The organism is Nostoc sp., from assembly GCF_036917465.1.
In the GTDB taxonomy this organism is placed as follows: Bacteria; Cyanobacteriota; Cyanobacteriia; order Cyanobacteriales; family Nostocaceae; genus Nostoc.
In genome coordinates this window covers 34,790-46,699 of the sequence record NZ_JBALDL010000098.1, presented here as the reverse complement: position 1 = coordinate 46,699, position 11,910 = coordinate 34,790, and the positions used below count along the sequence as shown (strand labels likewise).

The window sequence follows — 11,910 nt, the reverse complement described above, 5'->3', positions numbered from 1 at the left end:
CGCGGATGCTTTGAGACTGACAAGATAATATTTTTAACCTCTAATTCCATTTGGTTTGCGTTCTCTCATATCGCTTTTAGTCTAAACTCCAGTATTGAAGCAGCTGAGTTGGCTACGGTAGTCGCCAGCCTTGTTGGACGGACTTAGAGGGGATTGGGCAACAACCTTTTTTGATGTAAGTTGGAGCTATGGAGAATCAGGACTCTTTTGCAGACGTAATAACGTATTGTAAACCTGCTGTTTTAAGATATCGTTATTTTGTAGTTCTATAGTAATTTTGTTGAACTGATCGATGCTCAAACCATTATCTTGGACAATTTTTTGAGAGCGATTACAGTAATTTACTGCGATATCTTGAGCCTTTCTAGGAAGACCATTCATGCTATTAGAATCGTTACAAACAATTTTAGGAATTTCTCCATTGCCAATAAGTTTTTTAATTTCTTCAAAGGCATTTTGACGTGCTGGTTCCATTGCTAGCACAGCTTGAGCATAGCTGTCTATTTGACTATTGTTAGCTATTGGTGCTGGAGTTTGACCATAAGCTTTTGAACTCAATAAAAAAGCGTTGGAAATCACACTTGTAGTAACAATCGCGCCGAAAAAGAATGATTGGCAAAGGATTCGCTTTCGGCTAGATCGGCAAAGGAAATCAGAAATTTTCTTCATATAGTGTGTGACACAAAACTACATCAGGGATATTATAAGAAATTTGAATTCTTTTCGGAGTTGGAAGTTCCTGCAACTGTTCAATACATCAAGTTTTTATATTTGATTGTCAACTCCCTCGGCATACTTGACAAAGTTCGATGACTTTAGTCTGGAATGTTGACATTTCTGATGCTCCTTGCTTGAGGCTCACTTCTAACTCCAATAATAGAGGTAAGCAAGAGATTAGTTGTTGCACAGAAAGCAGCTTGATTTCTTGCTGTAAGAAGTAGAGCCGTTTGGGATTACCGATATCAGCAGCAATAGCGATCGCTTGTTGATTGCGCTCCCCACTTTCTATCATAATCTTCACCCATAGCCAGGTGCGAAATTGTCCAATCAGTGTGGCAACTATCCGTAATCCCGGCTCGGAAGCATTGATCATATCTGCCAAGGTTGTCAGAGCTTTCGCTGTATCTCCTGTTCTGATTGCTGCTGCTAATTGTAAACTATTTTGAGTAGTATTTCTTACTAACTTTGTAACGGTATCTACGTCTAAAGGCTTGTTGCTACCGTGGGCATATAACCGTAATTTCTCTATTTCATTGTAGAGCAATCGCGTATCATTTCCTACAGATTCTGCTAACAACTGGGCAGTATTGGCAGTCAGTTTTAGTCCCACAGTTTGGGCTGCTTGATTAACAGATTGCACCAGTAATTCTGTTTTCCAAGGGGGAATGAGGGGAAATTCTCGGAATTCGGTAGCAAATTGTTTTAACAATTTTGTGGATTTGAGGCGTTCATCTGGCTTGTTGCGGCTGGTGAGTAATAAAAATGAGTTTTCGGGAATGACAGGTAGCGATCGCACCAGTTCTGCTAAAACATTCTCTGGACAGTGTTGACACAGGGTTGTATTTACCAGCCATACCAACCGCCCACCAGCGCCAAAAGTGGGTGTCATGGACTGATTTAACCCCTGGATAGCAGCATCAGCCTGATCTGGGGTGAATGCAGTGTAATTAAAACTGATCCAATTGGGATCGAGGACGCGATCGCGCAGCATAGCGATCGCCTTTTCTATCGTAAAATCATCCTCACCCCAGTAAAAATAAATTGGCATAGATAAACCTCAATTGGGCATTGGGAAGAATTCTTAAAACTCTTGTACAGACGCGATTCATCGCGTATCTCTAACTCCACCTTTTGTACAGACGCGATTCATCGCGTCTCCCAAAAACTAAATACTTTTGAAATCATTCTGTTAATCGGGGTAATTTTCCCTAAAATCTATCAAGTGAGAGCGTGAGGCCATGAAGATTGGACGACAACTATCAAACTTACTTAAATCGGTTAGCACGATTAACGCTGCCAGAAGCCTACAGATCGCAAGCCCAGCATATTCAGGAATCTTCTAAATTTCAGCCAAATTCTGGCTTGAGAGAAGCAGCGTCTTTTCCTGGCTATACGTTAATTACCCCGCCGGCAGGAGAAGAATCAGAAAACTCTGCTTTTTATGCCAAATTACAGACTTACCAACAGGAAATTTTGCAGTTGCCTGTAAACCGTAATTTGATTGTACCTCTACCTCCTGCTAGCTTCCATCTGACTTTAGCGGATTTAATTTGGGACAATGCTTACCTTGATGCCTACGAAAAAAATCCCAGCTTTGACGAGGAGCTACCCTCTTGTTTAGCCGAAATGTTTCAGCAATATCAACAATTGATGACAAACAGGAGTCATCCGATTAAATGGCAAATGCTGGGACTGATACTGATGCCGAGAGCTATAGCGGTTTGTTTAGTACCCCAGGATGAAAGCTGCTACGAGGAAATTATTAAATTTCGCCGAACAATTTATCAAAATCCCAAGTTAATTGCCTTGGGTATTGAGCAGCATTATCATTTCACAGCCCATGTTACATTAGCCTATTTTGGGGAGGTTTCATCTGATTTAGACCGGACAAGTTTCAGCACAAAGCTTTCTGAATTGAATGAAAAATGGCTGTTTAATTTGCCCGAATTTTCGATTCATCGCGTCGAATTGCGAAAATTCGACAACATGACACGCTATTATCGTGAACCAGACTGGCCGACTTTAAATTTTTGACATGATCTGCATATTATCTGAACAATAAACCCAGGAATTCAGCAACCCGTAGATCCCCGACTTCTTAAAGAAGTCGGGGATTTTGTTTGTGCGCGTTTAGTTCAGTATTGGTATAGTTTTTATATTTAAAATTTTGGTTGTTTATAAACGAGATAAACAGCCTCTAAAAATACATCAGGTGTAATATCTTCTGGCAGCTTTTCTAAATTAATAATAGCTACTACTTGCTCGGCTAACTTTAAAGATACTGAGGCTTTTGCCTTTAATGACATTGTAGATCGTCGTTGCAAATACTCACGAATAACAGCAAAATCATCGGGTAATAATTTGGATAAATCGGCAATTTGAATTAACTGTTCATGAAGTACTTTTGCCTGTTCTGAAATTGTCAATGTCGCGGATGCAATCGGTGTTTCAGCTTGAATTACAATTGTGCCGGCAGCTAAATCACCTAAGCGCTTTTCATGACTACCCAACATAATTAAAAAAGCGCCAATAAATAAAGTCTCATCAAAGGGTCGCAGTAAGGCACGTAGAGTTGCTTGTTGTAACCCGATGAGTCTGCCATCATCTCGAACCACGCGAATTTTAGCAACCCGTTTACCTGGGGTTTGCCCAAACCATAAAGTTTCAAAAAATACAAAATAGCTAATGTAAATTGCAAAGGCGATAATGAAGAAAATTGCTAAAAACCAAATATCTAAACTTGGTAAATTCGTAAAAGTATCTTCAATAAAATTTATCATTTGCGTGGAGAAAACAGTCCAGGTAAGGATAAACAGAACCAAAGTTACACCCAACACTGTATAGTCAATCAGCAGTGCCAAAGCTCGATTACCAATTCCTGCTAAAGTAAATTCCAACTCTACACTTTCTGGAGTTTGGAATGTGATGCGATTAAAAAAGCGCATATTTTAATCAATTGAAAATTAATAGAGTTGAATTAAGGTGTTGAGTTAACCAAAATCTTGTGTGGGAGGTTCTCGTAACTGCAAACCTAGACCCTCACGCCGAGTCCGCAAGTCCAGGTATAAAACGGCTTTTAGTGCTTGCCAGAATGGCATCACTAAAACCCCACCTACTAAGCTACCCACCCATGAAATAAAATACACAATTCCGTAGATAACAGTACCTGGCTCAAGCTTTATGAGGAATAAGCTAGGTATATAATTTAATACAAACAGTAATGGCATTGTAACGAAAAAAGCAACCAAAACAACGCCCTGAATGCGAAGTACTGAGGCTTTAGTTAACTCCCAACTTCTGGCAACACTTTCGCCACCATTAATATTTTCTTCAACTGCTAGTGGTACTTCAGCTACTATCCAACGCGAGTAGAACCAGGTTAGTCCCAATAGCAAAATAATTACCATTAAGATTATTGCCAATGTGGTTGCGACTATAACACCCGCAGTACCTAATATTCCTCCTAATAACACTCCTAACAAGGCAGAGAAAATACCACCTGCGATCGCTAATCCCAAATAAACTACCAGCAAAGATATACTTACCTGAAAACCAACTCTTAAAAATGACCACAGACGGGGATTAACATGGCTGCTGGCATCTTGGACACTTTCAGGTTGGTAAATCAATTCTCCAAAAGCCAAGCGTGAAATTAGTCCAGAGATCGCTGCATATTTTGCCCAGCCATAGATCGGAACTATAACCCACAAGTGAGCGATCGCAGCCAGTTTCAGATAAGTCTTCAGATGAGAACGATACAACTGCACCGCAGCACTAACAACGTTCCCTACACTCAGTGGTTGTATCTGACTGGGAGATCCAAAGTTTCCAGACATAATGGCAAATTTACCTTGAAACTACGGAGATGAATTTGAGGCTATCTTAAGCTAAGTTAAACTCAGTCTTCCCAAAATTCATGAATATTCAACGTTGGATAGCGCGACGAGAACCAAATTGGCAGCGTCTGGATGCCTTATTAAAGCAGATAGAAAAAAAAGGGCTAAAGTCCCTATGCGCAGCAGAAATTAGAGAGTTAGCGAGTTTATACCGTTCAGTAGCAGCAGATTTGGCTCGTGCCCGTACCCAGCAAATCGGCAATACTTTGATCCAAAGTTTACAATCTTTAACAACTCGTGCCTATACCCAGATTTACCAAGGTTCGCGGCGACAGGAATGGCACGCAATCCTAGAATTTTACCGATGGGGATTACCATCTGTAGTCCAAAAAACCTTTGTATACATCGCTATTGCGACAGCATTGTTTCTACTGGGGGCGCTAGTGGCTTGGTGGTATTCCTGGCAAAACCCCAGCTTTATGTCGTTGATAGTACCTGACAATTTGATTACCAAGGTGCGAGATGAGCATAAATTATGGATGGGATCAATTGTTGGTGTTGAACCTCTAGCATCCAGTAGTATTACGATTAATAACTTGTCGGTATCTTTTGGTGCTGTTGCTGGTGGTATCACAGTCGGGCTATACACAGCCTATTTGATGGTATTTAATGGCTTATTAATTGGTGCTGTTGGCACTTTGGTTGGTCAAAATAATCTGGCTTATCCTTTTTGGGCCTTTGTGTTTCCACATGGTTCGTTGGAATTACCCGCGATTTTTTTTGCTGGTGGCGCAGGATTTTTATTAGCAAGATCAATTTTATTTCCTGGTAAATATCGCCGTGGTGATGCACTAAAATTTTACGGTTCTCAAGCGGTGCAGCTAGTATTTGGGATTGTACCAATGTTGATGATTGCTGGTACGATCGAAGGCTTTTTTTCACCTAATCCCAGTATACCTGATGCAATTAAATATCTGGCAGGAATGGGATTATTTATACTTTTGGTGCTGTATTGTAGCCGTAAGCAAACATTAAATAATTGAGTTAGCGGCGGATTGGTAAATTGAATAAATATTTTAAAATAAGGTAAATACTTTTAAGTTAAGACTTCATTAATATTTCATTCAAGCCAACCCATTTATTCTTGTATTTAAATATGCCAAAACTGACAAATAATATAACATTTTCATAATATGTGATTTAATCATTTTTAGTTATTTAAATTAAAATTAATTTTTTTGTGAGCATATTTTCATTCAACTAATCTAGTCAATCAAATATCAATAATAAAAATTGTTGTAATTAAGATTTAAACACATCTTAATTTTTTATTCATTAAACGTTAAATAAAGTTTAACCATAAAAAACTTAACTTGATTAAGGCTGGAATTACAGCACGAAAGTATTCCTTTAATCAGAGGTTATATGATTTTTTTGACCACCATTTTGAATCGTGTCGTAGCTACTTCAGTGGTGACAACTTCTGTTGTACTTAGTCCATTTTTTGGTGCGATCGCACAAGCTGAAACTCTTAATGGTGCAGGAGCCACTTTTCCGGCTCCCCTTTACGAACGGTATGCTCGTGAAGTGAAGAAGAAACATCCAGACTTGAAAATTAACTATCAAGCAATTGGTAGTGGTGGCGGTATTCGTCAAGTCATCGCTGGAACCGTTGACTTTGGTGGTAGTGATGCTGCAATGAAAGATGATGAAATCGCTAAAGTCAAGAACGGTGTAATCTTAGTACCCACAGCAGGCGGTGCCGTTTCTGTAGTTTACAATCTTCCGGGCGTTAATGAACTCAAATTGTCCCGCAATACATTACCAGCAATTTTCTCAGGTCAAATTACCAAATGGAATGACGCAAAAATTAAAGCTGATAATCCAGGTGCTAATCTACCAAATCAACCAATTAAATTTGCTGTTCGCGCCGATGGTAGCGGTACAACTTTCATTTTTACTAACCACTTAAGTGCTACCAGTGGTTATTTTAAAGGCAGAGTTGGAGCTAACACTGCTCCAAAATGGAATTTGCCAAACGTCCTAAAAGGCAAAGGCAATCCGGGTGTAGCTGCTATAGTATCTCGTACTCCTGGTTCTATTGGTTATGTTGAATATGCCTATGCTGTCAAAAACAATCTGAAATCAGCACTGGTACAAAATAAGAAAGGAGAATTTGTTGCTCCTTCTTTACAATCTGCAAATGCAGCTTTGTCAAATGTCACCTTTCCAGATAATTACCGCGTTTTCGTAGGAGATCCAGGACAAGGTTATCCAATTGTTGGTCTAACCTGGATTATGGTTTATAAACAGTATGCTAATGCTGCTAAAGCTGATGCAATTAAGAAATGGATTAATTGGGTATTGAAAGATGGTCAACAATATAATGATGACCTCAACTACACTAAAATTCCATCTGATGTGGCAAATCGAGTTTTGCAAACAGTGAATAACTCTGTTAAACCTTAATTTGCAATTTTCAAGATTTACGTAGAACAGATCCCCTAACCTCCTGATGAAAATGGGGGTTTTAGATTCCTCTTTAAAAGAAGGAATAAGGGGGATTGTTTTACTAATTTCCTCTTTTAATAGGGTGAGTTTATAACTCACTCTAGTCGTTATAAAAAACTATTTTATTGATTTGTAATGGCAAATTCATTAGATGATTCAAATCTAGACGATGAAAGTTTCAATCTAACTGGTATCAGTGGCACAAATTTCTGGTTTGACCAAGGCTTTACACAGCTAGTACACCTTTTTGCTGTGATTACTGTTGCAGTATTATTTTTGATGAGTTGGGTAATTTTATCCGAAGCTCTACCAGCGATAAAGCAGTTTGGACTGGGGTTTTTGTGGGGAAAAGATTGGGATACAGGTAATCAGATTTTTGGTGCATTACCCTATATCTATGGAACTTTAGTCAGTAGTGCGATCGCTATTTTATTTGCTGTCCCGGTGGGAATAGCAGTAGCCTTAGTCACTAGTGAGAATTTTTTACCTCCGTTGCTGCGAACGATCCTAGCATTTGTTGTTGAATTGATTGCAGCAATTCCTAGTGTAATTATTGGTTTATGGGGGATTTTTGTCTTTATTCCAGTTCTAGAACCTTTACAAAAGTGGCTAGCCAGCACTTTTAAATGGATACCACTGTTTAATACAGAAGATCCTTCTGGGACTAATATGTTGACTGCTGGAGTTATTCTAGCCATCATGATTTTGCCCACGATGGCAGCAATTAGTCGTGATGTCTTAATGGCTATCCCTAAAGAATTACGTAGTGCATCTATGGCTTTGGGTGGTACTCGTTGGGAAACAATTTTTCGAGTCTTGCTACCATCTGCATTCTCTGGAATTGTGAGTGCAGCCATGCTTGCTTTAGGACGTGCTTTAGGTGAAACAATGGCCGTCACTATGGTGATTGGTAACTCTGCTCAAATTAGCGCATCTTTACTCGATCCAGCTTATACAATTCCCTCTCTATTAGCTAATGAATTTGCCGAAGCTGAACCGGGATTGCATATAGGTGCTTTAAGCTATTTGGGATTGATTTTGTTTGCGTTGACTCTAGCTGTAAATATTGGCGCTGTACTATTGGTTAAGTGGGTTGGCAGAAAAAATAAATGACACTTTATCACGAATGTAGAAAAACCTTTATCTATCAAAATTTGTAAAACTTATGAGTGGTTACATCCAGTCAGAAACGGATGAATCTTTGGCAGCAGAATTATGCAGTCCTCTGCCAACAGAGCGAGTAATATTTACATCCACAATGAATGCGATCGCCTTTGGTTTTACAGGTCTAGCACTCATTCCTTTATTATCAGTTTTGTGGGAAATTTTCATTAGGGGAATATCTGGACTCAAATCAGAAATGTTTGTCAAAGCAGTTATTGATAATGGCTTTGGCAACGCCATTCTAGGAACCATAATCATGGTAGTAATTGGTGCTATTTTAAGCATTCCCACAGGGATTATGACAGGAATTTTTTTAGCAGAATTTGGACAAAGCAACATAACTGCTAGTTTTGTTCGTTTTATCACCAGCATTCTTACAGGCGTGCCTTCAATTGTTGTCGGGATATTTGCTTATGGTGTGATAGTTTTAGTAACTAAAGGATTTAGTGCGATCGCAGGTGGTTTTGCTTTGGGTGTAATTATGCTACCTGTGATTATACTGACAACAGAAGAATCCTTAAAACTGATTCCCACATCTCAACGCCTCGCCTCTGCTGCTTTAGGCGGAACTCGCTTCCAAACTACTTTTCGTATTGTTGTCACTACTGCAATCCCCGGAATTACTACAGGCATTTTATTAGCTGTAGCTCGTGCTGCTGGTGAAACAGCACCCTTAATTTTTACTGCTTTATTTAGTCTAGATTGGTCAGAAGGATTGTTAAGTCCAACAGCTTCTTTACCAGTATTGATTTTTAACCTCTACAATGACCCCGACCCAGAAAAAAGCCAATTGGTATGGACTACTTCTATAGTGCTACTCGGCTTAATTTTATGTGTCAGTATTATTTCTCGCTTAGTTATTAGACACAGAAGAATAAAATGAAAAGAATACAAAATTCAGAAGTTAGATTTCATCAGTCAAAATTAAATATGGTTCTTCAGTACCTGTTATGCCAAATTATTAGTTAAATATCAAAGCTAGACTTTAAAGTAAAGTTTAGAACCCTTAAGTCCCAAGAATTGCCTAAAATGTTAAAAACAATGCCTGTTTTTGTTGTGCAGCAATATTTTCAGCTTTTTAGCAGATTAATTTAGCATACTAAGTACTGAAGAGCCTTAAATATTAGTTGTTCTGAATTGTCTCGTAGCTTAAAACCACTAAATCTCATATTTAGTAAAAAGTCTTAAATCTATTTGTTAAATTGCCAGTTCTCTATTATTTATTCTGGCTCCTGAATTCTGTTTTGATAAATTTTGATTTCGCACCTTGAGTAAGCATGAGTAACCTAATTCCAGCTATCAAAGTTAAAAATATTAGCTTTTACTATGGCACAACAAAAGCGATTGAAAATGTGTCAATAGATATTTACCAAAACCAAGTAACTGCAATTATTGGACCTAGTGGTTGTGGTAAATCTACCTTCATTAAAATTCTTAACCGCATTAGCGAATTAGAAGGGCCTGTGAAAGTTGAAGGAAATGTAGAATTTTTTGGTCAAAATATTTACGATTCTCGTGTCAACATTAATCGGTTACGCCGTCAAATTGGTATGGTGTTTCAAAAACCGAATCCTTTTCCAATAAGCATTTACGAAAATGTTGCCTACGGGATGAGAATAGCAAGTAGGTATTCAAAATTAGAATTAGATGAAATTGTTGAATCTGCACTTCACAGCGCTGCTCTTTGGGATGAAGTGAAAAATAAGCTTGATAAATCAGCCTTAGGGCTTTCTGGTGGTCAGCAACAAAGATTGTGTATTGCCCGTGCCTTAGCAGTCAAGCCGAAAGTTCTGCTGATGGATGAGCCTTGCTCGGCTCTTGACCCTATCGCCACCATGAAAGTTGAGGAACTGCTTCATAGTTTACAGTCTGAATTGACGATTGCGATCGTTACCCACAATATGCAGCAAGCCGCTCGCGTTTCTGATTTTACGGCTTTCTTTAGCACGGATGAAAGTCGAATTGGTCAAATGGTTGAGTTTGGCGCTACAGAGCAAATCTTTAACAACCCACTAGACCCTCGCACCCGCGATTACATTTCAGGGCGTTTCGGTTAAGGTATGTTCTTGACGTGACTTATTGATTTTTGTCGAGCTATCTGGTCTTCTGAATTCTTATTCAAATATTATTGCTATTTTAAATAGAACCAGCCCAAATCCTTTTTAATAAGAAAGAAGGTATAGCGATTTTCATTTTAATGAGCTACAGGTGGGGACGCACAGATGTCATAGGTGTCAACTTAAGGTGAAACCCTTGTGAAGAAACTCAATATCCGCATCACCTCCCCTCCCCGATACGTTGGGTATGGGAATGAGGGGTGAGGTAAAACGCCTGTGGGATAAGCGTTTGAGCTTAAATTGACACCAATGCACAGATGTGCGCCCCTACGAATTGTCTCTACTCTACACAATTGCAAACCGCCTATATTAGGTTAAGCCGCTAAAAACGGATATAAAAAGTAAATTAAAGATAAATTTTGGAACACAGTCTTGATATGAATATCTACTAACAGTTTATCTGCTGTATAACTAAATATATAGCTACGTAATTTCCATGAATATCTCCTTTTGGGAGTAACATAGTGAAACAGAGTCCTTGATTTATACTATTTTACTTACTTAAGTTTTGTTTCACACGTTTTGGGAATATGAGTAAACTAATTCCAGCCATCAGAGTCAAAAACTTCAGCTTCTCTTACGACACTCAAAAGATAGTTGAAGGCGTGTCAATGGATATTTATCAAAGCCAAGTCACGGCAATTATTGGTTCTAGTGGTTGTGGCAAGTCTACTTTTATTAAATCGTTAAATCGGATGAGTGAATTAGAAGGAGAAGTAAAAGTTGAAGGAAAAGTAGAATTTTTTGGACAGAGTATTTATGAGCGTCGGGTTAATATCAATCGCTTACGTCGCCAAGTTAGTATGGTTTTTCCCAAGCCAAACCTTTTTCCCATGAGCGTTTACGATAATGTTGCTTATGGGGTGAAATTAGTTGGATGGCATCCGAAAGTAGAATTAGACAGGATTGTTGAGTCTGCCATCAAATCTGCTGAACTTTGGGATGAAGTGAAAAATAAGCTGCACAAGTCTGCTTTAGAACTTTCTGGTGGTCAACAACAAAGATTATGTATTGCCCGGGCTTTAGCAGTCAAACCTAACGTTTTGTTAATGGATGAACCTTGTTCAGGTCTAGATCCTGCTGCTAGCATGAAAATTGAGCATTTGATCCATAATTTGCGCTCTGAGTTAACAATTGTGATTGTTACTCACAACATGCAGCAAGTTACTCGCCTATCTGATTTTACGGCTTTCTTTTGCAGTAATGAAAATCGGATTACTCAAATGATTGAATTTGGGACTACAAATAAAATATTTACTAACCCCGTGGATTCTCGCACCCGCGACTACGTTTTTGCCCGCGTCAGTTGAAGCGTTTCTTAAATTCTAGCTATTCATAGGGCTACGACATAGCGCAAGCGAAAATTAGGGGTGGAATTTCATTTCTGCTTGCTTTGAGTTTTTCTTGTAAGTAGGTAGGCGTAATTAAATATAAGATCAAACCTCACCCTCAATCCCTCTCCTTACTAAGGATAGGGAAACTGGAGGCAGGGTGAGGTTTTATATTTAATTTGACCCACTTACTTATTGGACAATGCGAACTGATGTTGACCGTCGTTTTTT

Annotated in this window: 11 protein-coding genes; 7 read left to right on the top strand and 4 right to left on the bottom strand. The window is 38.8% G+C overall.

What is annotated here, in order from left to right; translation table 11 throughout:
* Positions 1–186: 186 nt before the first annotated feature.
* Together V7K38_RS27025 and holA are read right to left on the bottom strand one after the other, a co-directional pair.
* Positions 187–669, bottom strand: a complete 483-nt coding sequence (locus V7K38_RS27025) for a DUF4168 domain-containing protein (protein ID WP_334862422.1) — start codon at positions 667–669, stop codon at positions 187–189.
* Positions 670–778: 109 nt separating this feature from the next.
* Positions 779–1,768, bottom strand: a complete 990-nt coding sequence (holA, locus tag V7K38_RS27020) for a DNA polymerase III subunit delta (RefSeq protein ID WP_334862420.1) — start codon at positions 1,766–1,768, stop codon at positions 779–781.
* 197 nt (positions 1,769–1,965) lie between these two features.
* On the opposite strand from holA, the gene V7K38_RS27015 reads away from it, so the two are divergent.
* Positions 1,966–2,754 carry a DUF1868 domain-containing protein gene (locus tag V7K38_RS27015; protein ID WP_334862418.1) on the top strand — a complete coding sequence of 263 codons (789 nt, stop codon included), beginning with the start codon at positions 1,966–1,968 and terminating at the stop codon, positions 2,752–2,754.
* A gap of 125 nt (positions 2,755–2,879) precedes the next feature.
* Here the strand turns inward: V7K38_RS27015 and V7K38_RS27010 are convergent, their stop codons facing one another.
* A complete protein-coding gene (locus V7K38_RS27010) occupies positions 2,880–3,665 on the bottom strand; it encodes an RDD family protein (RefSeq protein ID WP_334862416.1) in 786 nt (261 codons plus the stop codon).
* A 45-nt stretch (positions 3,666–3,710) separates the two neighbouring features.
* Positions 3,711–4,556, bottom strand: a complete 846-nt coding sequence (locus tag V7K38_RS27005; protein ID WP_334862414.1) for a hypothetical protein — start codon at positions 4,554–4,556, stop codon at positions 3,711–3,713.
* Positions 4,557–4,636: 80 nt separating this feature from the next.
* Here V7K38_RS27005 and V7K38_RS27000 point away from each other — a divergent pair, with 80 nt between their 5' ends.
* From V7K38_RS27000 to V7K38_RS26975, 6 genes are all read left to right on the top strand, one after another.
* Positions 4,637–5,599, top strand: a complete 963-nt coding sequence (locus V7K38_RS27000; protein ID WP_334862412.1) for a stage II sporulation protein M — start codon at positions 4,637–4,639, stop codon at positions 5,597–5,599.
* Positions 5,600–5,981: 382 nt separating this feature from the next.
* The gene (pstS, locus tag V7K38_RS26995; protein ID WP_334862410.1) at positions 5,982–7,025 is read left to right on the top strand and encodes a phosphate ABC transporter substrate-binding protein PstS; all 1,044 of its coding nucleotides are present in this window, start codon (positions 5,982–5,984) and stop codon (positions 7,023–7,025) included.
* Positions 7,026–7,202: 177 nt separating this feature from the next.
* Positions 7,203–8,180, top strand: coding sequence for a phosphate ABC transporter permease subunit PstC (gene pstC, locus V7K38_RS26990; protein WP_334862408.1), 978 nt, complete (start codon positions 7,203–7,205; stop codon positions 8,178–8,180).
* Positions 8,181–8,232: 52 nt separating this feature from the next.
* On the top strand, positions 8,233–9,114 hold the full coding sequence (gene pstA / locus V7K38_RS26985) for a phosphate ABC transporter permease PstA (protein WP_334862406.1): 882 nt from the start codon (positions 8,233–8,235) through the stop codon (positions 9,112–9,114).
* A 394-nt stretch (positions 9,115–9,508) separates the two neighbouring features.
* A complete protein-coding gene (pstB, locus tag V7K38_RS26980) occupies positions 9,509–10,288 on the top strand; it encodes a phosphate ABC transporter ATP-binding protein PstB (protein WP_334862404.1) in 780 nt (259 codons plus the stop codon).
* A gap of 590 nt (positions 10,289–10,878) precedes the next feature.
* Complete coding sequence (locus V7K38_RS26975; RefSeq protein ID WP_334862402.1) at positions 10,879–11,658, top strand: phosphate ABC transporter ATP-binding protein; 780 nt, start codon at positions 10,879–10,881, stop codon at positions 11,656–11,658.
* The last annotated feature ends 252 nt before the right edge of the window (positions 11,659–11,910 follow it).